Source organism: Actinoplanes oryzae, from assembly GCF_030757795.1.
Taxonomy (GTDB): domain Bacteria; phylum Actinomycetota; class Actinomycetes; order Mycobacteriales; family Micromonosporaceae; genus Actinoplanes.
This window is the reverse complement of sequence record NZ_JAUQWH010000030.1, coordinates 1-25,504: the sequence shown is the minus strand read 5'-3', so window position 1 is coordinate 25,504 and position 25,504 is coordinate 1. Positions and strand designations below refer to the sequence as shown.

The following is a 25,504-nucleotide window of genomic DNA, read 5'->3' as shown; positions in this document are numbered from 1 at the left end:
AGAGATGTCATGGCGAAGGTGTCCGTCGTCCGCCCCGGTGAAGGGGAAACCCTCGCCAGTGGGCCGGCGCAGATCCGGATCCTGGAGAACGGCGAGCACACCGGCCACCGCCTGGGGTTCGCCGAGATCACCATCCCGCCGGGTTTCCCGAGCCCGTTGCAGCACCGGCACGCCCAGCACGACGAGGGCTTCTACGTGCTGTCGGGCACCCTCCGGTTCACGGTCGGCGAGGACCACCACGATGCCGGGCCGGGCACCTGGGTCATCGTGCCGACCGGGGCACCGCACACGTTCGCGAACCTGGGCGAGGAGCCGGCGGTCATGCTGAACACGTTCACGCCGGACTTGTACATCCAGTATTTCCGCGACTTCAAGGCCATGATCGACTCGGGGCAGCCGGTCAACGCCGAGACGATGAACCCGCTCTGGCGGAGGTACGCCACCGAGATCTCCGACGAGTACGCCTGAGGGCCGCCACCGGCGCCGGCGAGGACGCTCGCGCGAAGGCCGCCGCGGTCCGCCGCTCGGCCCGGCGGCCCGAGAGCCAGGCGGCCACCGCGCGGGCGAGACCTCGCGCACTGTGGCCGTCCGCGACGGTGACCACCGCGTCGGTGAAAGCGCGGGTGAGCGAGGTCATCTGGTGCAGGATGCGCAGCGGTGCGTAGTAGGCGAACAGCGTCTCCAGGCCGGGGCGGGTCCGCGCGCGGCGGGCGAGGATCCGGAACAGCCCGCGGGTCAGCGGGCTGCGGGAGTGCGCGAGCTGGTCGACGGGCGTGTCGGGACCGTACGGCGGCACCCGCCAGCCGGGGTCCGGCAGCGGGGAGCCCAGCAAGGCCGCGAAGGCAGCGTCGGGAACGTCACGGACGGCGGCCCGCGCGTAGCAGTCGAGCGCCGGATCCGGCGTCCCGGCCGGCACGGTCCCGGCCACGGTGAGCACCGCGCGCAGGGGCAGGTCGCCGCTGTTCGGCCCGGCGAGGATCTCGTAGTCGCCCTGTTCGACCTCCCACGTCCCGGTCCGGACGTCGAAGAAGCGGAACGTGCGCTCCCCGAACGGCATCGTGACCGTCCGGCTCTCGCCCGCGGCCAGGAACACCTTCCGGAACCCCTGCAGGGAGAGGGCAGGCCGGTACACCACGCCCGGGGACACGCGCCGGACATACAGCTGCGCCACGTCCGATCCGGCCACCGATCCGGTGTTGGTCACGGTCAGGCGGGCGCCCGCCTCGTCCACAGAGAACTCACCGTACGAGAACCGCGTATAGCTCAACCCGAACCCGAACGGGAAAGCCGGCGCCACACCCGCACTCGCGTGGTACCGGTACCGCACGTGAAGCCCCTCCCGGTATTCCGCCGTACGCCCATCCGACGGGAACCGCCCGGACGTGGGATCGTCCGCGAGCGCCACCGGCAGTGTCTCCGCCAGCCGCCCGCCCGGGTTCACCGCCCCGGTGAGCACGTCCCAGATCCCCTCCGCGCCGGCCTGCCCGCCCAGATACCCGTGCACCACCGCGGCGGTCAGCCCGAGCCACGGCATCTCGACCGGCCCGCCACCGGAGAGCACCACCACGACGGGCAGTCCGGTGGCCGCCGCCTCGTGCACCAGCGCGACCTGCTCGGCGGGCAGGCGCAGATGCGGCCGGTCGAAGCCCTCGGACTCGTCGGTGTCCGGCACCCCGAGCGCGAGGAGGATCACCTCGGGGTCCGGCTCCGGCGCGACCAGCGACGCCAGCGTGGTCAGCCGGGTGGGCGTGACGATCGACGACCCGGCACCCTGATAGCGCGGCGACGCGGCGAACGGTCCGCGCAACGCGACCCGGACACCCGGGCGCAGCGGCAGGACACCACCCTCGTTCCGCAACAGCACGGCACCCGCGGCAGCAGCCCGCCGGGCCAGAGCGTGGTGTGCGTCCGCGCCGGCAACGGCGGGTGAGCGGCGTTGGGTGACCCGCTCGACCAGGCGCAGCAGCTCCTCCACGCGCGCGTCCAGATCGGCGAGGGACAGCGCGCCCGACTCGACGGCGCGCACGATCGCCCGTACGGAATCAAATCCGGGAGAGGGCATCTCCAGCGTGCCCCCCGCCGCGGCCGCGGCCACCGGGTCCTCGGTTCCGCCCCAGTCGGACATCACCACCCCGTCGAAACCCCACTCCGCCCGCAGGATCTCGGTCAGCAGGTGGTGGTTCTGGTGCGCGTGCACGCCGTTGACGAGGTTGTACGCCGACATCAGCGCCCACGGCCGCGCCTCGCGCACCACAATCTCGAAGCCGGTCAGATACAGCTCCCGCAGCGTGCGCTCGTCCACCACCGAGTCCGACACCAGCCGGCGCAGCTCCTGGCTGTTCGCCGCGAAGTGCTTCGGCGTCGCCGCGACCCCCTCCGACTGGATCCCGCGCACATAGGCCGCCGCGAGCCGCCCGGCCAGCTCCGGATCCTCCGACAGGTACTCGAAGTTGCGGCCGCCGAGCGGGCTGCGCTTGATGTTGAGGCCCGGCCCGAGCAGCACGTGCACCCCGCGCGCCGACGCCTCCCGGCCCAGCGCCGCGCCCAGCTGTTCGGCAAGCTCCTCGTCCCAGCTGTTCGCCACGGTCGCCGCGGGCGGGAAGCACACCGCCTGCTCGCTCTCGCCGATGCCCAGGTGGTCGGCGTCGCCCGGCTGTTTGCGCACCCCGTGCGGGCCGTCGGAGAGCCAGATCGCCGGAATTCCCAGCCGGGGCACGGCCCGCGTCTGCCACACGTCGGCGCCGCTGAGCAGGGCCGCCTTCTCCAGCAGCGTCAGGTCGGCGATCATCGGATCCGGCCCAGCAAAGGCAGCACGGGCAAGGCGAGCAGCGCGATCCCGGCGGTCGCCAGGTAGAGCAGCGGATAGCCGCCGGGATGGGTCACCACGGGCGCGGCCAGGACCGGGGCGAGCACCTGCGGCAGGGTGCTGCCGATGTTGGCCACGCCGAGCAGGGTCGCCCGCGTCGCCGGGTCGGGCAGGGCGTCCGTGACGACGGCCACGTCCACCGCGAGGAACAGCCCATAGCCGGCGCCCAGGATCACCACGGCGAGCACGATCAAAGGCATGCTTCCCGCGTACGCCATCAGCAGCGACCCGATCGCGAGCACGGCGGCTGCCGCCCCCGCGACCACGCGCCGCCGGCCCAACCGGTCGGACAACGCCCCGCCCAGGGCGGCGATCAGCCCCGCCACCAGCACGTAGGCCACGGTCAGGGCCAGCACCCACGTGCCCGGATCCGCGACGTGCGCCCGATCGGACAGGTAGTAGTACAGGTAGAGCAGCCCCAGCGCGCACACGAGATTGAGCAGGAAGCGCAGCAGGAAGGCGGCGGCGAACGTACGGTCGAAGCGCACCGACCGCAACCGCACCGCCGCCGGTTCCCCGGGGACAACGCCGGGCCGGGCGCGCAGGACCGGCAGCACGAGCAGCGGCACCGCGACCGCCACCGCCACATAGCCCAGCGCGCCCTCCCCCAGCGCCACCGCCAGGGCCGTCCCCGCGATCGTGCCGATCAGCTGCGCGACGCCGAACCACGAGCCGACCCGCCCGCGCTGCTGCTCCGGCACCCGGTCGGCGATGAGCGCGGCCAGCACGGCGAACGGCCCGTTGAGCCCCACCTGCGTCAGCACCCAGCCCAGCACCATGACCGCCGGCGCGGACGCGGCGGCGAGCACGAGCAGGCCCGCCACCCCGACCGCCAGACCCGTGACCAGCACGGGCATCCGGCTGCCGGACCGGGCGCGCAGCCGGTCCGACCAGGCGCCCCAGAGCGGGTTGGCGACCATGGAGGCCGCCGCACCCGTCCCGGTGACGAGCGCGAGCAGCGTCTCCTTGCCGTCCCCGCCCAGGGCCTGGGCCTGGGCGGGGAGCAGGATCTGGATCGGCCCGAACCAGCCGATCGCCACCCCGGCCGTGGCCGTGACGAGGGTGGCGACCCACGGGCGGCCGGGTGCGTCGAGGGCCGGAGCTACCACGCGATCGACTTCTCCCACATGCGGACGTACGCCTCGGCGCCGGTCATCAGCTCCCGCCGCAGCTCGGTGCGGTCGGCGCCGGCCTCGCGCAGGACGTCGGCCGTCCAGTCGGCGTAGAGGCCGTACTGGGCGACGCCGTCGGTGTTGACGTCCCAGGTGCGCTGCCCGAAGACCTGCTTGCCGAAGGTCGCGCCGCTCAGCGCGGTGAACGGGTAGGGCAGCGGGTCGGTGGCGGCGTCGGCGCGGGCGGCGGGCTGGTTGCCGAGGCCGTTGACGTCGGAGCCGTAGCCGTAGGAGGTCAGCACGCCCGTCCCGGCCGCCTGCCGGTTCGCGCGCCACTCGGCGAGGAACTCCTCCGGCGTGTACGCATACCCGGTCACGAACCCGCCGAGCTGCGCGATCCGCGCGGTGATCGCCCGGTCCGACCAGGTGTGCACGGACACGACCCCGTCGTAGTCCGCCTGCTCGGCCAGGTCGAGCACCGCCTGCGCGGTCTTCACGCCCATGTGGTCGATGTGGATGATCATGCCGCGTTCCATCAGCTCGCCGATCAGGTACGAGCCGAGGCTCGTCAGGCCGCGCGTGTTGCAGATCGGGCCGGTCGGGTAGACGGGCAGCACCGTGCCGGCCGGCAGCCCGCTGAGCGAGAGCAGCCCGGCGATCAGGTCGCTGGTGATGGGCTGCTCGTTGTCGGACGGCCCGGTGGGGCAGCTCGTCGCCTGCCACCAGTGCCCGGCGCTGAGCTGGTTGCCGATGTTGAGGGCGGCGCCGGTGAGCCCGGCGTCGAAGCGGGTGCCGCCGAACGCGTTGTCGAACTTGTGCACCGGGTAGAGCCCGCTGACCCCGATCGCCTGCAGCTCGTCGAGCCCGGCGTCGATCGCTGCCCGGGTGCACTGCGCGGTCGCGGTCTCGCGGCAGCCGAAGGTCTCCGACGCCTCGACGCCGATGGTGACGGCCAGCTTGCCGGTCGCGGCGATCGAGCGGACCTGTTGCGGGGTGGTGGCGATGCGGAACCAGCCCCGGCCGGGACCGCCGCTCTGCGCGTCGATGTAGTCCTGCATCTCGTACAGCAGGTCCGCCTGGGCCCGGAGCTGTTCCATCTCGTCGCAGCTGGTGACCCGCTCGGGGTAGAGCTCGCAGATGACCCGGTTGGCGACCAGCAGCGCGTTGTAGACCCGCATGCCGCCCTGCCACGCGCGCTGGATGCCGGTGTAGTAGGCCTGCTGGTGCAGCAGGGACGTCGGGGTCGGCCAGTCGGTGAAGGTGGGCCAGCCGTCGTCGCCGCCGAGCGGGTCGGTGCCCCCGATGATCGCCTCGAACAGGGCGCCCGCCCCGGCCGCGTGCGAGGGACAGCCGGCCAGGGCCACCTCGATGCCGCCCTCCGCGAAGGGCTGACCGCAGAACAGCTTGCCGCCGAAGGCCGCGCTGGACAGCGGGTGGGCGTGGGCGTCGATCAGGCCGTTGAGGGCGCCGGCACCGGTGACCGGCGGCTCGGTCGCCGTGGTGAGCAGGGCGGTCGAGGCCTCGTACGGGAGGAAGCAGCCCGTGGCGGGCACGAGCGCGAACGACGCGTCGGAGGTACGGAACTGCCCCGAGACGCTGCCGACGAGCTCGCCAGTGGCTGTGGCGCGGATGCGGTAGCCGGCGTCGCCGCGCGCGATGGTCCAGTCGGCTTCGGCGCCATAGGAGGCGCCGGTCCAGACGTGACCGCTGACGCTCTTGTAGAGGATGCCGCCCGAGCGGTCGTAGAGGCGGTAGCGGCCGAGTTGCGTGGCCTCGAACGCGATCGGCTCGGCGGTGGCCGCGGTGCCCCGGGTGCCGTAGCCGACGCTGGCCTTCTCGATGTAGTTGGCGTCGCCGGCGGTCGTGCCGGTCGTGGTGACGCGCAGGGTGAAGCACCTGCCGTCGAGGTCGGTCGCGGGGGTCTCGGCGGCGGCGGCCGCGGCGGGGAGGGGGGTCAGCAGGAGGGTGAGGGGGAGGAGGGCTGCCAGGACTCGCATGTCGCATCTCCAATGTGGAGTGACGAGCGGTTACCTTCGGACAGTGCGGAGTGCGGGGATCGCTGTCGCCAGGAGGACGACCGGGAGCAGGAAGGCGAGGGGCGTGCCGATGACGAGACCGACCCCCACCGCGCCGAGTACGGCGCCCGCGTAGTTGAACAGGTTGACCCGCGCGACCACTTCGTCGCTGCGCCCGGGCTCGATCCGCCCGGCCAGGCCGAACGCGATCGGCACGAGGGCACCGACCGCGAGACCGCTGAGGGTGAAACCGGCGATCGCCGCGCCCGGCCCGGGGACGAAGGCGACCACCAGGCCGCCCAGGACCCCCGCGACCAGCGCGGCGCTCATGACCGTGGCCGGGCCCGAGCGCCGCACCAGACGGTCGGTGGCGAGGCGGGCCAGCAACACCCCGCCCTGGTACGCGACATAGCCGAGCGGGGCCAGCGCCGCCGCCGCGCCCAGCCCGTCGAGGTGCACGGTGCTCCACGAGCTGACCGCGGAGTCGACCGTGAACGCCGCCAGCACGACCAGGCCGACCACCACGATCGCCCGCCTGTTCAGCGGCGTACGGTCCGCGGGCTCGTCGTGCGCGGCGTGCGCTGCCCGCGACGGGTCGAGCCGCGCCCCGGCCAGGGCGACCAGCACCAGCTGCGCCCCCGCCGCCAGCAGCAGCGCGACCGTGGCGCCTCCGCCGGTCGCGATGGCCCCCGACATGGCCAGCGCGCCGGCGATCGTCGCTGTCGTGTAGGCGGCGTAGAAGCGCCCGAGCAGCGGCGTCTCGAGCCCCCGCTGGACCAGGACGCCCTGCATGTTGGACGCCGCGTCGACCACGCCCAGGCCCAGCCCGTACGCGAGGACCGCCGCGACGAACAGCGCCAGCCCGGGCGCGAAGGCGACCACCACCAGCGCGACGGCCTGCACCGCGAAGCCCAGCAGGACGCCGTGCCGGCTGCTGCGGCGTACGGCGACCAGGTCTGCCAGCAGCGACCCCAGCGCGGCCGTGACGCACACGCCCAGCAGCACCGCCGAGACGGTCGTGTCGCCGATGCCCGTCCGGTCCTTGAAGGACGGCAGCGCCGTGACGATCACCGCATAGCCGAGCCCCTGGAGGGCATAGGCCAGGGCCACCGTCACGACGGCGGTGGAACGGGTGGCACGCCGCTGCGTCGTCATGTCAGGCCTCGGGGTGGCGTGCGCGGAGGACGCCGAACGCCTCGTGCGCCACCTCGACCGTACGGTCGATGTCGGCCGGGGTGAGCGCGGCGTTGACGAAGTGGTTGTGGTGCGACGTGAGGTAGACGCCGCGCTGCACGCACTCGGCGACCCACTCCTGGTGCAGCCGCAGCGAATCGGCCGGATCCGCGACCCGCAGGTAGAACAGCGCCGGCGCGCCCGAGGCGACGAGCGTGAAGCCGTGCTCGGCGGCGGCCTTGCCCAGCCCGTCGGTCAGCGCGCTGCCGAGCCGTTCGAACAGCGCCGGCGCTCCGATCTCGGCGAGCTTGCGCTGGGTCGCGATGCCGGCGGCGAAGGGCACCGCGCTCATCCAATAGCTTCCGGTGTACGTGATGCTGCTGACCGCCTCGCGCAGCGAGTCCTTGCCGAGCAGCGCGGACACGTTGTAGCCGTTGGCGATGGCCTTGCAGAAGCAGATCAGGTCGGCCTCGAAGCCGAAGTGGTGGTCGCTGCCGGCCAGGTCGAGCCGGAAGCCGGTGCGCACGTCGTCGACGATCAGCACGACCCCGTGCTCGTCGCACAGCGCGCGCACGGCCTGCCAGTAGCCCTCGGCCGGAAGCTGGTTGTCGACGAAGTTGCCGTGCAGGTAGGGCGTGGAGATCAGCGCCGCGATCTGCCCCCGATGCTCGGCGAACATCGTCCGCAGGGCGTCGAGGTCGTTCCACGGCACGTAGAGATTGTTCGCGACCTCCTCCTCCAGCACACCCGGATAGTCGAGTTTCTGCGTCCAGGGCGAAACGCCGTGGTAGAAGCCCTTCACGAAGACGACCTTCTTGCGCAGCGTGGCGGCCCGCGCGGTCATGATCGCCAGGGTGGTGGCGTCGCCGCCGTTCTTGGCGAAGAACGCCCAGTCGGCGCTGGCCACCTGGTCCACGAGCAGCTCGGCGAAGTCCACCATGACCGTCGACGGCAGGCTCACCACGTCCTCGAGCTTCGCCTGCGCCGCCGCGGCCGCCTCGACGTCGGGATCCCGGTAGCCCAGCACGTTCGGGCCGTAGCCGCACATGTAGTCGATGAACTCGTTGCCGTCGAGGTCCCAGAACCGGGTGCCCTCGGCGCGGGCGGAGAACTTCGGGAACTTGTCGTACGGCAGGTGCAGTCCCTCGGTCGGGCCGAGGTGACCGGGGATGCCCGCCGGGATGACCTGCTGGGCGCGCCGGAACGCCGCCAGGCTCTTGCGGAAGTCGTACGGGGTCATCTGCTCATTTCCCGAGGTAGTGGCCGACGCGGTCGAGGATGCGGCTGGTGTTGTCCACCAGCGGGATGTAGCCGCTCATCGTGATCCGGCCGTCGCCGGCGCAGGCCAGCGCGCTCTCGCGGCCGGCCAGGACGTCGCCGGCCGTCCGCAGATCGGCGAAGCCGAAGACCGCCCGCGCGGGCGAGTCCGTGGCCGGGATCCGCGCCAGCCGGTGGTCCGCGACCCGCAGCCGGTAGCGCAGCCGGTCGCCGACGGCGATGTCGAGGTCCCCGTCGGCCATCTGCCCGGCGCTGAACCGCCCGGAGCGGTCCTCGTTGGCGATCACCACCAGGGCGCTGGTGGCCACGTCGAGCAGCAGCAGCCGGCTGACGTCGCCCGGCTCGTCGCCCTCGGGGCGCAGCTGCCGGCCGAGCAGGTCGGTCAGCGGGGTGAACACCCTGGTCAGGAAGCGCAGACCGGCCGGGCCGGCGAGCGGGAACGGCTGGGCCTTGCCGGCGACGACCGCGTTGAGGTGCGCCGGCGAGCGGAAGCGCAAGGCCGCGCGGGTGCCCTGCCGCGGGCCGCCGGTCGTGATGCCGTCGCGGCGGAAGACCAGCACGGCCGAGTCGCCGCCGGCGACCTTGAAGGTGAGCGTGACCGGCTTGGCCAGCCCGGCGAGCAGCTCGCGGGCCTCGGGGACCAGCTCGGCCAGGCGGGGCAGGGCGCCGAAGACCGCGTGCAGGTTGACGGCGGCGAGGATGCGGTCGTCGGTCTCAGTGAGCAAGGCGGTTCTCCGTACTGGCGAGGGGTTGCGCGTGGGCGGCGAGCGCCGTGGCGGCGAAGGCGGCGGTCCGGCGGGCGGCCGCGGTGTCCTGGTCGGCGAGCCAGCCGACGGTGATGCCGTCCACGAACGTCGTGAGGATCCGGGCGAGGTCGGGCAGCGGCGCGGTCCAGCGGGTGCCGGTCAGGCGGGCGGCGTACGCGAGCAGGTGGGCCGCCATCTCGTGATAGGTCTCCCACTGCCGGCGCATCTGCCCGTCCGGGTCCTGCCGCCGGGCGAACAGGCCCAGCTCCAGCAGGGCCAGCTCCCGCTCGGGTTCCGCGGCCAGCAGGTCGATGTAGACGTCGAAACCGCCGCGCAGCGCCGCCTCCAGCGAGGTGGCGTCGACCGAGCCGGCCTCGATGGCGAAGCGTTCGTACTCGGTGACGGTCTCGATGACCGCCCGCATCAGCTCGTCATGGCTGCCGAAGATGTAGTGGAAGGCGCCCAGCGGCATGCCCGCCTCGGCGACGATCGCCCGGGTGGTCGCCCTGGCCACCCCGCCGCGCGCGATGACCCGCACGGCGGCGGCGACCAGCTCGGCCCGGCGCTCCTCCGGCGGCATGCGGCGGATCACCGCGCGCCGCCCATGATCCCGGCGGCCACGGCCAGCCGCATCCGCCGCGGCGCGACGCGGGCCACCCAGCCCTGCAGCCGGTTACGCGCCCCGACGGTGAGCACCGGCCCCGGATCCCGGCGGTCGAGCACCGCGAACGCCGCATCGAGCACCTCGTCCGCCGTGGCCACCGGCCCCACCTTGAACGTCTCCGACCCGGCCGCGGCGAAGAACTCCGTGGCGGTGGGCCCGGGGCACAGGGCCAGCACCTTGACCCCGGTGCCCCGGGTCTCCTGCCAGATCGACTCGGTCAGCGACGTGACGTACGCCTTGGTCGCGGCATAGACGGCGATGCCGGGGATCGGCTGGTGCGAGGCGTTGCTGGACACGTTGACGAGCACCCCGCGCGCCGCCACCACCTGCGGCAGCAGCAGTCGCGTCAGCACGGTCAGGGCGGCCACGTTGACCTGGATCTCGTCGGCCACCCGGGAGGGATCCTCCGTGCCGAACGGCCCGGCCGTCCCGAAGCCCGCACTGTTGACCAGCCCGGTCACCACCAGGCCCCGGTCACCCAGCTCGGCGGCCAGCTCGGCGGGCGCCCAGGGCCGCGCCAGATCGCTGACGACAACCTCGGCCGTCACGCCGTGCTCGCGCTCCAGATCGGCGGCGAGCGCGGCCAGCCGATCCTTGCGGCGCGCCACGAGGACGACGTCCTGCCCCCGCGCGGCGAAGCGGCGGGCGAATCCGGCGCCCAGCCCGGAGCTCGCCCCGGTAACGAGAATCATGGCACCCTCACCGAGTTGTACAAGTGACCAACTCAATATCGAGGCTGCCCTTGATCTCCACCAGAGCCCGCGACGAGGATTTACGCCGCGGAAACAGGCCGGAGCCGGCGGGGACTGCGCCCTTCGCCGATCACCCCTTTCCCTCCCGGTGGCCGCGCTGCCTGTCCTCGGCCACCGCCACCCGGAGGTTCTCCAGGGTCGTCAGCGCGGAGTCGTACATCGGGGTTCTGGTCTCGCCGAGGCGGCGCAGGGCGGCGACCAGTGACTCGTACTCGGGCAGCGCCGCCTCCAGCCAGCCGATCCACAGGTAGGACTCGGCCATGGTGAAGCGCAGCAGGTTCGTGCGGGCCGGTTCACGGTCGCTCTCCGCGGCCGGTCTGGTCGCGAGCAGCCCGGCCTCCAGCGCCTCGCGGTGCCGGCCCGCCGCGGCGCAGGCCCGCATCAGCTGCAGGGCCGCCTCGCGGTGCTCCTTGACCCGGGCGAAGAGCTGGCCGTGGGCGTCGTACAGATCGTCGACGGCCTCGGCGGCCCGGCCGTGGTCGATGAGGTACCCGCCCCGCAGGTGGCGCAGGTGGCCGCGCAACTCGGCCGGCAGGTCGCGCCGCAGCAGGTCGTCGACGAGGCCGAAAAACTCGGGATCGGTGCCGGCCCGGGCGTGGGCGGTCGCGAGGTCGTCCACGGCGTCGATCGCCCGGATGCCCGCTCCCACCTCGAGGAACAGCTCGATCGCCCGGGCGGCGAGTCGTTTGGTCACCGCGGGATCGCTGCCGAGCTGGTTGTGCCAGGCCGCCTCGATCCGGGTGAGCACGCCCTCGACGAGTGCATGGCCCCGCGAGCGCCTGGCCCCGCGCTGGACGGCCGCCACCGCTTCGGCGAAACGGCCCTGGTGGACCAGGGAGTAGGCGTACCAGAGATCGGCCCAGCCGGCCGCCTCGTCGTCGTCGCCGGCGCGCAGAGACCCGGCCGCACGGGCGGTCAGCGCGTGACCGTCCGGTTCGTCGGGGCGCAGGCCGAGCCAGCACTCGGCGAGCAGCGCGATGGTCGTCTCGCCCCTCTCCCGGTGCCGGGCGATCGCCCAGTGCATCGTCTCCCGGGTGTCGCTCGCCGCGTGCAACCGGGCCCGCATCTCGGCCGCGTGCCCACCGAGCGGCCCGGCCGGCTCGCGTACGGCCTCCAGGCAGGCGCGGGCCTGCGCAAACTCGTCACGCGCCTGATGCCATCGCACCCGTTCGAGCAGGTCCGCATCGCTCATCCCCGCGGGAGGATGCACAGCGCCGGCAACCGCACCGGGCCGGAGCGGAAGAAACTCGATCAGCGGTTCCCGGTCGAGTCGCGCCCGCACCCGGTCACCGCACGCCGTGGTGCCGTTGCGCTTGTCGAACTGCGCGGCCAGATCAAGGGCGATCGCGCGCATCCGGTCATGCAGCATCCACACCGGGGTGCCCTCGCCGTCCCCCTGACCCACCACATACTTGCCCCGGCCGGTACGCAGACAGGCGGCAGCCAGCACGGCCACCGCGGTGGCAAGATGCATCTTGCCCGCCGGCCGCTCGAACCGCTCAAATCCATCAAGCACGCCGAGCAGCTTGAACGCCTCGTCGGCGTTCCCGGTCAGCGCGCAAAACTCGATGCGAAGCGCGTAGGTCTCGTACCGATGGACGCCGCTCGCCATCGCGACCATGACCCAGCGGTACGCATCCACCGCGTCACCGTGGCGCCCGACGGCAACCAGCGGCAGCAACACGTGGCTGAGCATCGCCCCGATGGCATCGCGAGAGGCGGGCTTGCCGGCGAGCACGGGATCGGTCAACTCGAACGCGCCGGCCAGCGACACGGGGTCACCCCGCAGCACGAGACGCTCGACCCGCCACGCCTCGGTGGCCGCGTCGGGCTCGTCGGCACCGCCCGCATCGAGCCAGCGCCGGAAGGCGGCCTCCTCGGCCGGCCAGTCCCCGACCGTCTGAGCAAGCCGGCGCCGAGCCTGGGAAACCCCGGGCCATCCCCGCCGCTGCTCCAGATCGGCTATGACACTCTCGAGCCGCTCCAGGGGCACATCCGGAAAATCGATCATGTCGTCGACCATGTGCCCGTACCAGAAAAGCAGGTGGTCCCGGTGCTCCTCGGCGAATCGAGCGGGCTGCGCGTCGTACAGGGCGAGGGCAGTGCCGAAGGTCGCGAAACCCTCGGTCCAGCGGCCGGCATGGACGTACATGGCGGTGAGTTCGAGAAAGGCGGCAGAGGCGATCTCCGGTACGGCCTCCGGGTCGCACTGCCGGACAAGCTCCTTGAGCAACTCCTCGCGGACCGCCGGATCCTCGATGTGCTGAGCTTCGGCAAGCAGGCCCCAGAGACGATCCACATAGGAATTCTACCCAGCCTGTCACCCACCTGATCTTGCACTTCACCCCGCCCAGGGCGCCCTGCGAACCATGATCGAGCAACGCCATGTCCACCGGGCCAAGGCCGTCTTCGAACTGGCCGCCCGCGCCGCGACGGACAAGGCCGCCGCGGAAGCGCTGAGCGCCACCAGCCGGCTGCCAGTCCTCAGAGACGACCGCATGCACGGCTTCGTCGTCTCCCTCTCCTGGGCAGCAATCGTGGGCTTACTGGCCGCGGAGACCCCACATTCCCGGCAGCTCGCCTACGACGCATTCGCCGAACTCCCCGCCGCCTTCCTGACGTACGTCAAAGCGGACCGCATCGAAGACGCCTAGAAGAACCTTCCCCGGTAAGGATGTTGGCGGCCCCGCTTCTCTTCCCATCGCAGCAGGTTGGCTTGCCATTCCGGGAGATCGGGGCGGTACTCCCGGACGCCGGGACGTTCCGGCTGGGCGAGGAGAAAGCGCCAGTAGTCCTCGATCGCCGACCGGGCGACGTCGGACGGAAACTCTCCCTCGGCGCCCGGCACCCACAAGTTGGTGATCAGCAGCGCCGACGGCGTGAACGACACCGCATAGTTCTCACTGCTCCATTCGTCGAACGGCGGCTCGCCCCGCGCCACCTCGTCGGCCATGGCCAGCGCATCCAGGACAACCAGGAAGAACCGGCCGAGGTCAGTGGTCAGCCACTCGCCCAGCAGGTCGTACCGCTGGTCCTCGACCTGGTACACGGGCACGCCGTACGTGGGATCGATCGCCAAGCTGACAACACTCACCGTGGGCCCCCCGGATGTCCTAGGCAATCGGCCAGCCATGCGTGAAGCCGCCGGAGGCTTGGTGAACTGGCGCTCGGCGTCGAACTGGATGTCTTTGAGCTGGTCGGTGAGTGCCCCGAGGTCTGTTGGACCGGCGGCGGCCACGGCTCGGCTCTGGAGGTCAGCCAGCGCGGCGTTGACGGCCACCTTGATCTCCTGCGACACCTCCTCGAGGCTCAGCCGCCGCAGCGAGGGATCCAACTCGAGGCTCTCGATCCGCCCGGGCAGGACCGCCCGTACCTGGATCCGCCCATCGGCGGCCTCGCCCGTACCATCAGGCGACTCTTGCTCTTGAGGGCCAGTGGAGGATGCCTGAGCACGACCGAGCGCGGCCACCACATCGGCCAGCGTGCGGCCCAGGCCGGATGAATCGATCGGTCCGGTCATGCTCAGCCCCCTCGCGCGCGGGCGATCCGCCCGAAAGCCCGACCATATCGAAGACTGTCAACGACTGGTGACGTCTCACGTGCCGGATGTCCGACGTAGGGATCCGACTTCGAGCGCGGCGCCGCTTCGATCAACACCAGCGCCCCCGATGCGGCTCGACCGGTACACCGATCTGATCCCGCCGCGCCGCGTCGGCCGACCCGAGGCCATCACGCTCCTCGCCGGTCCCGCTGGATCGTCGGTCAATCCTCACGAACGGCGGCCCCACCGCGTTCGAGCAGCCGTGCCTCCCGAGGGCTTCGGCGACGTCCTCGACGGCTGGGACCTCACCCTGATAGTTCACCGGCGAGCGCGGCGACCCGGGCGGGATCGACCTGCGGGAGTGTCAGGCGGGCTCGTGAGCGATGAGCGGGAGGGCGGTGTCGTGGTGGACGCGCGAGGCGGAGACCAGGCGCCCGCGGTGGATGACGAAGCGGTCGGGGCCCGCCTCGGCGACGATCTCGCCGGCGCCGGTTCCACGGACGGCGAGGAAGTCGGCCTGTGCGCCGGGCTGGGCACCGGCGGCGGTCATGCCCATCACCCGGCGGGCGCCGTCGGTGATCAGGTGCAGGGCCTCGTCGAGGGTGAGGTGGCCGGCGGTGACGAGAAGTGAGGCGGTCTCCAGCGCATCGCTGCGCCCCACCGGGTTGAACGGGTCGCGGACGTTGTCGGCGCCCGCCCCCAGCGGTATGCCCGCCTCGAGGATCGCGCGGAGCGCGGTGAGGCCCCGCGGGGTGGCCACCAGATCCGCCCAGCCCTGGAGGTAGAGGTTGGTGATGGGCAGGGTGACCAGGCCCATCGGGCCGGCCGCGACCGCATCGAGCACCGTGGCGAGTTCGGCCGGCGGCATCGTGCCGAGCCGGACGCAGTGCCCGGCGGTGACGGGCACGGTCCAGCCGGCGACGGCGTGCGCGAAGTCGAGGATCGTGACCGGGCCGTGCAGGGATTCGTCGGTGTGCAGGTCGATGCCGACGCCCAGCTCGGCCGCCAGGGCGATCTGGCGGCCGAGCTGCCCGGCCGGATCGGCCGCCAGGTGCGGTGCACCGCCGATCAGGTCCACCCCGAGCGCGATCGCATCGCGGTAGACCGCGTCGTCGACGAACTCGCTCGCGAGCGCGACGAGTTGCACGTCCATGAGCCCGGCGAACTCCGCGCGTACCTCCACGAGCGCCCGGACGGCGCGCAGGGGGTCGCCGTCGAGCAGCAGGTCGACATGGGAGCGGACGGCGGTCGTGCCGTTGCGCAGGTGCCGGGTGAGCTGGGCGCGGGCCCGGTCCGCGATCTCCGCCCGGGTCGTCGTCGCGGCGAACCTGACCCAGGACTCGATGGCCCGTGTGAGGTCGCCCACCGGTGGCCGGATGGCGTCCCAGCTGCCCGCCTTGTCGAGGTGGGCGTGCGGCTCCGCGGGCGCGGTGAGCAGGACGAAGCCGGTCAGGTCGAGCCCGTCGAGGCGGGCGGGCGCGGTGCCGGCGTCGACGACGGAGCCGACCAGGGCCCCGTCGACCACCACGTCGACCGGGCGGCCGCCGGGAAGGGTCGCGTGCCGGAGCACTTCTACAGTTCGAGGAAGTGGCATCGAGGCCACCTTTCGACATAGGCGCGAGACGATATTCTCTTAGCGTCACTCAGCCGGCGAGCGAGAGTGAGCGTCCGTGGCCGGGACTCTGATCGACCTCCGGGATGTCGAGATGCGCTTCCCCGACGGCACCGTCGCCCTGTCCAAAGTAAACATCACCGTGAGCCGCGGCGAGTTCGTCACCGTCGTCGGGCCTTCGGGCTGCGGCAAATCGACGCTGCTGCGGATCGCCTCCGGACTGGAGACGGCGAGCGGCGGCACGGTGACGACCAGGACCGATCGCATCGGCTACGTGTTCCAGGACGCCACCCTGCTGCCGTGGCGCGACGTCCGGCGCAACGTCGAACTCCTGGCCGAGCTCAACGGGATCGGCGCCGCCGGCAGGCGCGCGAAGGCAGCCGCCGCCATCGAGCTCGTCGGACTCCAAGGGTTCGAGAAGCACCTGCCCCGGCAGCTCTCGGGTGGCATGAAAATGCGTACCTCGCTGGCCCGCTCCCTCACCCTCGACCCGGAACTGTTCCTTTTCGACGAGCCGTTCGGCTCCCTCGACGACATCACGCGGGAACGCCTCAACGACGAGCTGATCCGCATCTTCGTGGCCGAGCGGTTCGCCGGCATGTTCATCACCCACTCGGTCCCCGAGGCGGTCTACCTGTCGACAAAGGTCGTCGTGATGTCCGGTCAACCGGGAACGCTCGTGAGGTCGTTCGACGTACCGTTCCCGATGCCGCGAGACCCCGAGATCCGCTACACCGGCGAGTACGCCGAACTGGTCGGCGAGGTGTCGCACGCCCTGCGGGAAGGCCACCGATGATTCGAGTACGCTCGGCCGCGCTGAACGCCATTCCGCCGTTGCTCGTCCTCGCCGTCATCATCGGCCTCTGGTACGCCGTCCACGCGCTGCTCGGACCGGCCCGAGACTTTCTCGTCCCGACGCCCGGACAAGTGATCACGGACGGGTTCCTCGATTCCCCGACCCGTACCCAGATCCTGCGGGGGGCTTGGCACTCGACCGAAGTCGCGCTCACCGGGATCGCGATCGCCGCGGTCATCGGCATTACCTGGGCGATCGCCATGGCCTCGACGGCCTGGGCCAAACGCTCGACATATCCGTACGCCGTGATCCTCCAATGCATACCGATCCTCGCCATCGTCCCGCTGATCGGCGTCTGGTTCGGCTACGAGTTCCGGGCTCGCGTGGTCGTCTGCGTGCTGATCTCGCTCTTCCCGATGGTCGCGAACACCCTCTTCGGGCTGGAGTCGGTGGAGAAGTCCCTCCACGAGCTCTTCCGGCTGCAACGCGTACGCCGTGGCACCGTACTGATGAAATTGATGTTTCCGGCGGCCCTCCCGTCGATCTTCGTCGGCCTGCGTACCTCGGCCGGGCTTTCGGTTGTCGGCGCGATCGTCGGCGACTTCTTCTTCCAGCGCGGCACCCCGGGCCTCGGCTCTCTGCTGCAGACCTACGCCCGCCTGCTCGACTACACCGCCCTCTTCGCCGCGATCTTCGTGGCGGCGCTCCTCGGGGTCACGATGTTCGGGTTCTTCGGTCTCCTGTCCAAGCTCGCCGTCGGCCGTTGGTACCAACCCGCGACCTGACAAACCTTCCCGTTGCGAAAGTGGGATCCGCTCATGAACGCACACCGGAGGCTGATGGCCTCACTAGGCGCCCTCGTCGTCTCGGCACCCCTTGTCACCGGCTGCACGGATTCCTCCGGGTCGGATGCACCGGCCCCCGCCGCGAGCGCCGGCGCTGTCGACCTCAAGGCCGCCGGCTGTCCGGCCACCATCGTCGTCCAGACCGACTGGAACCCCGAGTCGGAGCACGGCTACACCTACCAGATGCTCGGCGACGACGCGGTCGTCGACGCGGGCAAGAAGTCGGTCTCCGGAACGCTGTATCTCGGCGGCCGGTCGACCGGGGTGAGGCTCGAGGTCCGCGCCGGCGGCCCGGCCATCGGCTACACCGGCGTGGGCGCGCAGCTGTACACCGACACGTCGATCACGCTGGGCTACATCACGACCGACGACCAGATCGCCAATTCGGCCACGACACCGACCAGGGCGTTCTTCGCCCCGCTCGACCAGAGCCCGGCCATGGTGATGTGGGACCCCGCCACGTACCCCGAAGTCAACCGGGTCGCCGACCTCAAGGGTGCCCTCGACAAGTCGGGCGGCGTGTGGCGCTACCTGGCGGGCGCGGCCTACCAGGACTATCTCCTCGATGCCGGCCTGGTCTCCAAGAAGAGCCAGGACGCCGGCTACGACGGCACGCCGGCCAACTTCGTCGCCGCCCGCGGCAAGGACGTCCAACAGGGGTACGCCTCCTCCGAGCCGTACATCTACGAGCACGAGGTCAAGGCGTGGGGCAAGCCCGTGAAGTACGCCCTGATCTCCGAGACCGGCTGGAATCCCTACCCGTCGGCGATGGCGGTCCGGACGGCGGACTTCGACAAGCTCTCCCCCTGCCTGAAGGCCCTCACCCCGGTGCTGCAGAAGTCTCAGGCCGACTATTTCGCCAACCCGGCGGCGGCCGACAATCTCATCCAGAAGCTCGTCACCGAGTACAACACCGGATGGACGTACAGCCCCGGCGTCGCCGACTACGCCCGCAAGACCATGATCGAGACCAAGCTCGTCAGCAACGGCACCAACAGCACCATCGGCGACTTCGACCCCGGCCGGATGGCGAAGTTCCTCGGCACGGCCCAGCCGATCTACACCAGACTGGGCTCCCCCGCCGCCGCCGGCCTGAAAGTCGACGATCTCTACACCAACGAGTTCATCGACACCTCCATCGGCCTCAAGTAGCACCGAGGCGGACATCGGTCTCACGGTTCGACGGCGAACGGGACGGCAGGCTCGCGGCCGGCAGGCCGATCAGAAGCAGAGCGCCACCGCGAGTGGAGCGGGCGACGGTGACCCGGCCGCCGTGGGCCTCGACAACCCGCTGCACGATGGACAGCCCGAGACCGGATCCCGGCAACGCCCGGGCGCTGTCGGCACGGTAGAACCGGTCGAACACCCGCGGCGCGTCGGCGGCGTCGATGCCCGGCCCGGCGTCGTCGACCTCGAGCACCGCCGACCCGCCGGCGGCACGGAGCCGGACCTGGACCGGCTGGTCCGCGGGAGACCACTTGCCCGCGTTGTCGATGAGGTTGAGCACAGCCCGCTGCAGCGCGGCGGGACGCCCGCTCACCCACACCGAGCTCACGTCGAGCGCGACCTCTGTGTCGGGCATGCGCGAACGCGCTCGGGCCGCGGCGGCCACCACCACGTCGGCGAGGTCGATCAGCTCGGTGCTCTCGTCGCTCACGTCACCGCGTGCCACCTCGGTCAGCTCGGCGGCCAGGGTGCTCAACTCGGCCACCTGGGCGCCGACATCGTGGAGCAGCCGGGTCCGGCTCTCCGCCGGCAGCGCGGTGTCCAGGGTGCCGCGCCGGTCGAGCCGGATCAGCAGCTCGACGTTGAGGCGCAGGCTGGTGAGCGGGGTCTTGAGTTCGTGGGAGGCGTCCTCGGCGAGCAGCCGCTGAGCCTGCCGGGAGTCCCGCAGCGCGGCGAGCATGTTGTTGATCGACTGGATCAGCTGCCGGATCTCCCCGCCGCCCTCGTCCGGGATGTCGGCGTCGAGATCCCGGGTGTCCGCGACATGCACCGCGGCGGCGGTCAGCCGGTCGATCGGTGCCAGCGCGGTCCGCGCCACGGTCCGCCCGACCAGGGCGCCGCCGGCCACGCAGAGCAGCCCGATCAGCAGCATGCCAAACCCGAACTGGTTGATCGGGCTGTCGTCGGCGAGGTCGGCCACCTGGACCGCGCCGTCGCCCGCCCGCAGGGTGTAGACGCGGTAGCCGTCGTTCCAGTCGGTCGACTCCAGCAGGTCGGTCGACGCGCCCGCCGCGACGCGCCCGGCTTGCGCGCTGACCGGGGGCAGCCCGGGCTGGCCGGCCGGTGTCCGGGTCGAGCCGTCGGGCAGGATGACCCGCACCAGCCGGCCGGATCCCGGGTACGGCGGCAGCTGAACCTGCGCCAGACCGGCGCGCTCCGCGTTGGTCGCCAGGACGCGGGAGTCGGCGTGCAGCTGATCCTCGGCGGTTTCCAGCAGCTTGCGGTCCATCAGCTCGCTGGCCACCTGGAAGGACACGAACACGCTGACCGCGATGGCGGTCGCCGCGATCACCGTCATCCGGGTCCGCAGGGACCGCCCGCGCCACCACCGGGTCAACCGGCGCGGCTCCCGGCGGTCGCGCCCGCTCACGGAGGAGTCTCCCGCAATGTGTATCCCAGGCCGCGCAACGTGTAGATCAAGCGCGGCTCACCCTCGGCCTCCAACTTGCGGCGCAGATAGCTCACGTACACCTGAAGGTTGTTGGCGGTGGTGCTCATGTCGAAGCCCCAGATCGCCTCGAACAGCGCGTCGCGGCTCAAGACCCGGGTCGCGTTGCGCAGCAGGACCTGCAGGAGGGAGAACTCGGTCCGGGTCAGGCGCAGCGGCCGCGCACCCCGCCACGCCTCGAACCTGTCGGGATCGATCCGCACGTCGGCGTACGACAGGATCGGCGACTCCTCGCCGGCCGGCGTGCGCCGGCGCAGCAGGGCCCGCACCCGGGCGAGCAACTCCTCGGTGGCGAACGGCTTGGGCAGATAGTCGTCGGCGCCCGCGTCCAGGCCCGCGACCCGGTCGGACACCTGATCCCGGGCGGTCAGCATCAGCACCGGCAGATCCCGGCCCGCCGCCCGCAACCGCCGGCAGGTCTCCAACCCGCCGAGCCGGGGCATCATCACGTCCAGGATCAACAGATCCAAGGTGTCGCCCCGCGTGCCCTCGATCCCGTCGAGGACAGCGAGACCGTTGGCCACCGTACTGGTGTCATACCCCTCGACCTGGAGCACCCGCTCCAGCGAGTCACGGATGGCCGCCTCGTCATCCGCGATCATGATCCGCACTCCGCCCCGCCCCTCCGATCGACGCCTTTGACGCTCATCCTCCCCGATCAACATGCGAGACGCCTCACTTCACGGGCACCTTCGTTCTGAACAGTTTCTCGGCATTTCGGAACGCGATCTTCTCCTTGTCCTCGCGCGGCAGGTCGACTCCGCGGAACCAGTCGGTCTGCGCCTTGATGTCCGCGAACGGGTAGTCGGTTGCGAACATCACCCGGTCCACGCTGATGCGCTTCAGCAGGAGATCGAGCAGCTCGGTCTGCGGGAATGCGCTGGTCGTGACCCAGAAGTTGTCCTGGAAGTACTGCCCGAAGGGCTTCTTGAGCGAGTTCTCGGTCGGCTCGCCCATGTCATTGACGATCCGCTCGTAGTAGAACGGAAGACCTTCGCCCATGTGGCCGATGATGATCTTCAGTGTGGGGAATCGATCGAAGACCCCGTACGTGATCATCCGAATGCACTGGGTCAGCACCTCCTGGTGCCAGCCGTATCCGGACCCACTGAAGATGTAGGGCTGGAACTCTTCGGTGTATTGCGACCGGGTGGTGCTGTAGAGAATCTTGAAGATCTCGTCGGCCGGATAGCCGGGGTGCAGGTAGATCGGCACGTCGAGCGCAACGGCACGCGCCAGCACAGGCTCGAAATCGGGATGATCGAGATACTTCTTCGTGATGTGCCCGTTGGTCAGTGCGCCCAGGAAGCCATCGTCCCGAACCGAGCGCTCCAGTTCATCCGCCGCCGCCTCCGGGCTCTGCAGGGGCAACGTGGCGAAAGCCTTGAAGCGGCCCGGATACTCGGCGATCGGCCCGTCCACGAGTTGCCGGTTGAGACGACGGGCGAGGTCGATGCCCCTTCGCCCCGGAACATTCTGGACGGACGGCGTATGGGCGGACAGGATCTGAACGTCGAGTCCCCCCGTGTCCATATCGTCGATGCGGCGCCGGCCCAGATCCGCAAGACCGATTTCCTCGAGGTACGCGATGTGGTCCTCGTTGATGGAGTTCAGCTTCAGCAACGCGGGGGTCGAGAACGTCTCCTCCGCGCCGATGAAGGGCAGGTCCCGGTCTCTCTCGTAGATTTCCGCAGTCTTGTCCGCGTCGCGGTCCGGAGCCTGTTCCGGAGTCTTCTTGTTGTCGCTCGCCGCCGAGGCAATGGCGTGCGAGGACACGCCGGCGCCGATGCCGAGTGCCGTGGCGGCAGCCAGAAAGCTGCGGCGTCCCATGGGCTTCATCTCAGTCCCTCTTCAGGTCTCGCTGATCTGACGCCAACTTCCTACCGAGCGAATCTGAGACGAGCATTAATGATCGTCTCAGATTCACTCGGTACGAAGTCGGCCTCGGACAGCAATCCTCAGGAGGATCGATGACAGTCAACGCAGTGCCGACCAAGGAAGCGCCGCCCGGGCGGTGGGTGCCGTGGTTGGTGATCGGCTTGTGGGTGGCCCTGGCGGCGGTCATGGTGCCGTTGAGCGGAAAGTTGAGCTCGGTCACCACCGACAAGGCCGTGGACGCCCTGCCCGCCAGCGCCGAGTCCACCAAGGTGGCGGCGCTGGAGGAGAGCCTTCCCGGCGCGGAGGACAACACGTTCGTCTTCGTGTACCACCGCGCCGGCGGCTTGACCAGCGCCGACCGCGCCACGGTCGAACGCCACTACGACACCCTGGCCGGGCGGTACCCACCGAAGACGGTGATGTCCGGCGAGGAGGACGACGACGGCCCCTCGATCAGGCCGTCCACCAACGGCAAGGCGATCATGTTCACCCTCGACCTGAGCACGACCTACGGCCCGCCGGAGGAGCTCGTCGGCCCGTTGCGTGACGCCACGAAGGACCGGCCCGCCGGCCTGGACCTCGAGGTGACCGGCCCGGCCGCGATCGACGGCGACCTGGACGCCGTCTTCGACGGCATCGACCTGCAGGTCTTCCTCACCACCGTCATCGTCGTCACGATCCTGCTCGTCCTCACGTACCGCAGCCCGGTGTTGTGGTTCGTCCCGCTAATCGTCGTGGGCGTGGCCGCGCTGACCTCGATGGCGACCGTCTACCTGCTCGTCAAGGGCTTCGGCATCGTGGTCGACAACCAGAACTCGGCACTGCTGACGATCCTGGTGTTCGGCGTCGGCACTGACTACGCGCTGCTGCTCATCGCCCGTTATCGCGAGACACTGCACCACCACCAGAACGTACGGGTCGCGATGATCCACGCGCTGCGCGGCGCCGCGCCGGCCATCATCGCGTCCGCGGCCACCGTGGTCGCGGGCCTGCTCTGCCTGCTCGCCGCGGACCTGAACAGCATCAGCGGGCTCGGCCCGATCGGCGCCGCCGGCATCCTGTGCGCGCTGGTGGCCATGCTGACCCTGTTCCCGGCGGTGCTCGTGGTGCTCGGCCGCCGGATCTTCTGGCCGGCCATCCCGCGGTTCAACATGGCCGTACAGGAGAAGCCTGGGGCGTGGGGACGGCTCGGCACCGCCATCAGCCGCCGCCGGTGGGTGGCGACGCTCGGCTCGTTCGGCATCCTCGCCGCGCTCTGCGTCGGTCTGACGGGCAACACCGGCGCGCTGAGGGAGCAGGACCAGTTCTTGTCCCCGCCGGAGTCGGTCACCGGCTTCACCGTGCTGCGCCAGAACTTCCCCGAGCTCGGCGGCCAGCCGATGACCATCTACACGCGGCCGGCGTACCAGAAGCAGATTCTCGACGTCGTCAAGCGCACTCCCGGCGTGGCGCGGGCCGAACCGGGTGAGACCGTCCAGGGCTGGACCGACATCTCGGTGTACCCGGCCGACGCTCCGGACACCCCCGCCGAGTACGACACCATCAAGCGGGTACGCACCGCTGTGCACGCGGTCAACGGGGCGGAGGCGATCGTCGGCGGGCCGAGCGCGGAGAACCTCGACACCGAGGTCACCACCAGCCGCGACGAGAAGCTGGTGATCCCCCTGGTGCTCGCCGTGGTCCTGATCGTCCTCGGACTGCTGCTGCGCGCGATAGTTGCCCCGCTGGTCCTGATGGCGACCGTGGTCGTCTCGTTCGCCGCGGCCTTCGGCGGCAGCGTGTTCGTCTTCGAGACCCTCCTCGGGTTCAAGGGCATCGACTATTCGGTGCCGCTGCTGGCATTCATGTTCCTCGTGGCGCTCGGCGTCGACTACAACATCTTCCTGGCCAGCCGAGCCCGGGAGGAGACCGTACGTCTCGGCACCGGAGACGGCATGCTCAAAGCCCTCTCCGCCACCGGCGGCGTCATCACGTCGGCCGGCCTGGTCCTGGCCGCCACGTTCGCGGTCCTCGTCTCACTTCCGCTGGTGATGCTGGTCGAGGTCGGGTTCCTGGTCGCCTTCGGTGTGCTGCTCGACGCCCTGCTCGTACGGTCGGTTCTGGTGCCCGCCCTCACCCTGCTGATCGGCCGGCGGATCTGGTGGCCGAGCCGGCTGTCCCGGCCCCCGGCGGAGGCGCCACCGACCGGGCGGCACTCGCCGGCCGGGCGGCACTCGCCGGCCGGGCGGCACTCGCCGGCCGGGCGGCACTCGCCGGCCGACGACGAGGAGCCCGCGCTGCAACGGTGAGCACATCCGCACGGAGCAGATCCGCGACGGGCCCCGTGCCCGTCCGGATCTGTCCCTGATCCCGGCGCCGCAGCTCCCCGGAGAACTTACTCAAGGGGCGATGGTGACCCGGATGGAGGCGGCCGTGTTGTTCCAGCCGATCGTCCTGAGGTCCGCCGCCGCGAAGTCCTGGTCGACGACGTACGTGCGATAGTTGCCCTCGGTGTTGCAGTTGATCCACTCGAAGATCTGCACCCGGTACCGGATGCTGCTGTCGGGGTTCTTCCGCAGCGCCCAGGACGACGCCGAGTCGTAAGCCCAGAGGCCGCTGGAGAACGCGCTGCTGGTGAGGTTCCAGCAGCCGTCGACGCCGTCCGTGGTCGTCCTTCTGAGGGTTTCGTACGTCCGCTGCAGGCGGCCGTCGTCGTAGTTGGTGTTGTCCCACAGGCAGATGTATCCGCCGGTGGCCGGGGTGCCGGTCGGGCAGTCGGTCCAATCGCCCTGCGCGGACTGGTCCAGGAACACGCGCTGGGCGGCGGCCAGCCAGAGGGCGTGCCCGGCGGGCTTCGGGTGCACGCCATCGATCAGGAGGTCGGACAGGGGGCGCGGGTCGGCGCGGAACGCGTTGTAGGCGTCGATGACCGGCCACCGGTTCTCGCCGGCCAGGGTTCTGACGGTCTGGATGCGCTCCGCGTGCGCGACGGCGTTGGCCGTGCTCTCGGGGTTCTGGAGCACCGGGACGATGCCGGCCGCCGGGTGCTTGGCGTGCAGCCTGCCGGTGAGTACGGCGTAGTCAGGGTAGGTGGTGGCGTCGCGCTCGTTGTGGCCGTAGTTGATCACGTACAGGTGGGAGACGTGGCCGGTGAGCTCGTCGAAATGGTCGTCATCAAGGGCGTATGCGGCCGTTTTCCCGGCCACGCTGCCGTTGTAGATCTTCAGCGCGGGTCCGCCCACAGCGCCGCCGAGCACGGTCTCGGTCCCGTAGGCCTGACCGCGGTCGTCCCACAGCTGGTAGGTGGTGCGGTATGCGGGATGGCGGCCGGCCAGCCAGACGGAGAGGCTGGAGAACCACTCGTCCTCCGCGTCCCCGGTGGAGTCGCCGAGCAGCGTGATGGTGGTGGGCTGCCCACCGTCGAGCCGCTGCAGCAGATCCGCCGGCGCGGCATCGGCCGCCGCCGAGGACTCGATCGCATCGTCGGCCGCACTCCAGGCCGGAGCCGCATTGGCGCCGCCCACGACGAGCAGCGTGGCGAGCGTGGCAGCAAGGTGGCGAAGGCGCATGGCG

At 71.0% G+C, this 25,504-nt stretch carries 21 protein-coding genes; 6 read left to right on the top strand and 15 right to left on the bottom strand.

The genetic code is table 11. From position 1 onward, the window contains the following. Window positions 1-9 precede the first annotated feature (9 nt). Window positions 10-468 carry a cupin domain-containing protein gene (locus tag RBH18_RS12985; RefSeq protein WP_306207284.1) on the top strand — a complete coding sequence of 153 codons (459 nt, stop codon included), beginning with the start codon at window positions 10-12 and terminating at the stop codon, window positions 466-468. Here the strand turns inward: RBH18_RS12985 and RBH18_RS12980 are convergent. The 9 genes from RBH18_RS12980 to RBH18_RS12940 form a co-directional block, all read right to left on the bottom strand. Beyond that, the gene (locus RBH18_RS12980; protein ID WP_306207282.1) at window positions 401-2,788 is read right to left on the bottom strand and encodes a glycoside hydrolase family 3 protein; all 2,388 of its coding nucleotides are present in this window, start codon (window positions 2,786-2,788) and stop codon (window positions 401-403) included. The two genes, RBH18_RS12985 and RBH18_RS12980, sit on opposite strands and share 68 nt — an antisense overlap. Then, window positions 2,785-3,975, bottom strand: coding sequence for an MFS transporter (locus tag RBH18_RS12975; protein WP_306207280.1), 1,191 nt, complete (start codon window positions 3,973-3,975; stop codon window positions 2,785-2,787). Before RBH18_RS12975 ends, RBH18_RS12980 begins: the two co-directional genes overlap by 4 nt. Continuing rightward, window positions 3,969-5,975: an amidohydrolase family protein gene (locus RBH18_RS12970; protein ID WP_306207278.1), complete on the bottom strand. Its 2,007-nt coding sequence runs from the start codon at window positions 5,973-5,975 to the stop codon at window positions 3,969-3,971. Before RBH18_RS12970 ends, RBH18_RS12975 begins: the two co-directional genes overlap by 7 nt. 30 nt (window positions 5,976-6,005) lie before the next feature. After that, window positions 6,006-7,148 carry an MFS transporter gene (locus RBH18_RS12965; RefSeq protein WP_306207277.1) on the bottom strand — a complete coding sequence of 381 codons (1,143 nt, stop codon included), beginning with the start codon at window positions 7,146-7,148 and terminating at the stop codon, window positions 6,006-6,008. A gap of 1 nt (window position 7,149) precedes the next feature. Next, complete coding sequence (locus RBH18_RS12960; RefSeq protein ID WP_306207275.1) at window positions 7,150-8,406, bottom strand: aminotransferase class III-fold pyridoxal phosphate-dependent enzyme; 1,257 nt, start codon at window positions 8,404-8,406, stop codon at window positions 7,150-7,152. A gap of 4 nt (window positions 8,407-8,410) precedes the next feature. Further along, a complete protein-coding gene (locus RBH18_RS12955) occupies window positions 8,411-9,169 on the bottom strand; it encodes a hypothetical protein (protein ID WP_306207273.1) in 759 nt (252 codons plus the stop codon). Beyond that, window positions 9,159-9,782 (bottom strand): TetR/AcrR family transcriptional regulator, encoded by a 624-nt coding sequence (locus RBH18_RS12950; protein ID WP_306207270.1) that lies wholly within the window; start codon window positions 9,780-9,782, stop codon window positions 9,159-9,161. Before RBH18_RS12950 ends, RBH18_RS12955 begins: the two co-directional genes overlap by 11 nt. Then, window positions 9,779-10,546, bottom strand: a complete 768-nt coding sequence (locus RBH18_RS12945; RefSeq protein ID WP_306207269.1) for an SDR family NAD(P)-dependent oxidoreductase — start codon at window positions 10,544-10,546, stop codon at window positions 9,779-9,781. The genes RBH18_RS12950 and RBH18_RS12945 overlap by 4 nt, the downstream gene beginning before the upstream one ends. A gap of 130 nt (window positions 10,547-10,676) precedes the next feature. Next, window positions 10,677-12,905, bottom strand: a complete 2,229-nt coding sequence (locus tag RBH18_RS12940) for a hypothetical protein (protein ID WP_306207265.1) — start codon at window positions 12,903-12,905, stop codon at window positions 10,677-10,679. 70 nt (window positions 12,906-12,975) lie between these two features. On the opposite strand from RBH18_RS12940, the gene RBH18_RS12935 reads away from it, so the two are divergent. Continuing rightward, window positions 12,976-13,260 (top strand): hypothetical protein, encoded by a 285-nt coding sequence (locus RBH18_RS12935; RefSeq protein ID WP_306207263.1) that lies wholly within the window; start codon window positions 12,976-12,978, stop codon window positions 13,258-13,260. Here RBH18_RS12935 and RBH18_RS12930 read toward each other — a convergent pair. Beyond that, window positions 13,257-14,126: a hypothetical protein gene (locus RBH18_RS12930; protein ID WP_306207261.1), complete on the bottom strand. Its 870-nt coding sequence runs from the start codon at window positions 14,124-14,126 to the stop codon at window positions 13,257-13,259. The two genes, RBH18_RS12935 and RBH18_RS12930, sit on opposite strands and share 4 nt — an antisense overlap. Before the next feature lie 385 nt (window positions 14,127-14,511). Then, entirely contained in the window at window positions 14,512-15,741 is a 1,230-nt protein-coding gene (locus tag RBH18_RS12925) for an amidohydrolase family protein (protein WP_306207259.1), read from the bottom strand. 76 nt (window positions 15,742-15,817) lie between these two features. Between RBH18_RS12925 and RBH18_RS12920 the strand changes: the two genes are divergently transcribed. The 3 genes from RBH18_RS12920 to RBH18_RS12910 are packed head-to-tail and all read left to right on the top strand — an operon-like array spanning window position 15,818 to window position 18,552. Next, complete coding sequence (locus RBH18_RS12920; RefSeq protein ID WP_306207257.1) at window positions 15,818-16,555, top strand: ABC transporter ATP-binding protein; 738 nt, start codon at window positions 15,818-15,820, stop codon at window positions 16,553-16,555. Further along, window positions 16,552-17,340: an ABC transporter permease gene (locus RBH18_RS12915; RefSeq protein WP_306207255.1), complete on the top strand. Its 789-nt coding sequence runs from the start codon at window positions 16,552-16,554 to the stop codon at window positions 17,338-17,340. Before RBH18_RS12920 ends, RBH18_RS12915 begins: the two co-directional genes overlap by 4 nt. 54 nt (window positions 17,341-17,394) lie before the next feature. Further along, the gene (locus tag RBH18_RS12910; protein WP_306207253.1) at window positions 17,395-18,552 is read left to right on the top strand and encodes a hypothetical protein; all 1,158 of its coding nucleotides are present in this window, start codon (window positions 17,395-17,397) and stop codon (window positions 18,550-18,552) included. On the opposite strand, the gene RBH18_RS12905 is transcribed toward RBH18_RS12910, so the two are convergent. The 3 genes from RBH18_RS12905 to RBH18_RS12895 form a co-directional block, all read right to left on the bottom strand. Next, window positions 18,545-19,996 (bottom strand): HAMP domain-containing sensor histidine kinase, encoded by a 1,452-nt coding sequence (locus RBH18_RS12905; protein ID WP_306207251.1) that lies wholly within the window; start codon window positions 19,994-19,996, stop codon window positions 18,545-18,547. The two genes, RBH18_RS12910 and RBH18_RS12905, sit on opposite strands and share 8 nt — an antisense overlap. Continuing rightward, a complete protein-coding gene (locus RBH18_RS12900) occupies window positions 19,993-20,676 on the bottom strand; it encodes a response regulator transcription factor (protein ID WP_306207249.1) in 684 nt (227 codons plus the stop codon). Before RBH18_RS12900 ends, RBH18_RS12905 begins: the two co-directional genes overlap by 4 nt. Before the next feature lie 73 nt (window positions 20,677-20,749). Continuing rightward, complete coding sequence (locus RBH18_RS12895; protein WP_306207247.1) at window positions 20,750-21,904, bottom strand: amidohydrolase family protein; 1,155 nt, start codon at window positions 21,902-21,904, stop codon at window positions 20,750-20,752. A gap of 140 nt (window positions 21,905-22,044) precedes the next feature. Between RBH18_RS12895 and RBH18_RS12890 the strand changes: the two genes are divergently transcribed. After that, window positions 22,045-24,240, top strand: a complete 2,196-nt coding sequence (locus RBH18_RS12890; protein WP_306207245.1) for an MMPL family transporter — start codon at window positions 22,045-22,047, stop codon at window positions 24,238-24,240. 90 nt (window positions 24,241-24,330) lie between these two features. On the opposite strand, the gene RBH18_RS12885 is transcribed toward RBH18_RS12890, so the two are convergent. After that, window positions 24,331-25,504, bottom strand: a 1,174-nt coding sequence (locus tag RBH18_RS12885; protein WP_306207243.1) for an SGNH/GDSL hydrolase family protein, incomplete at its 5' end; no start/stop codon positions are given.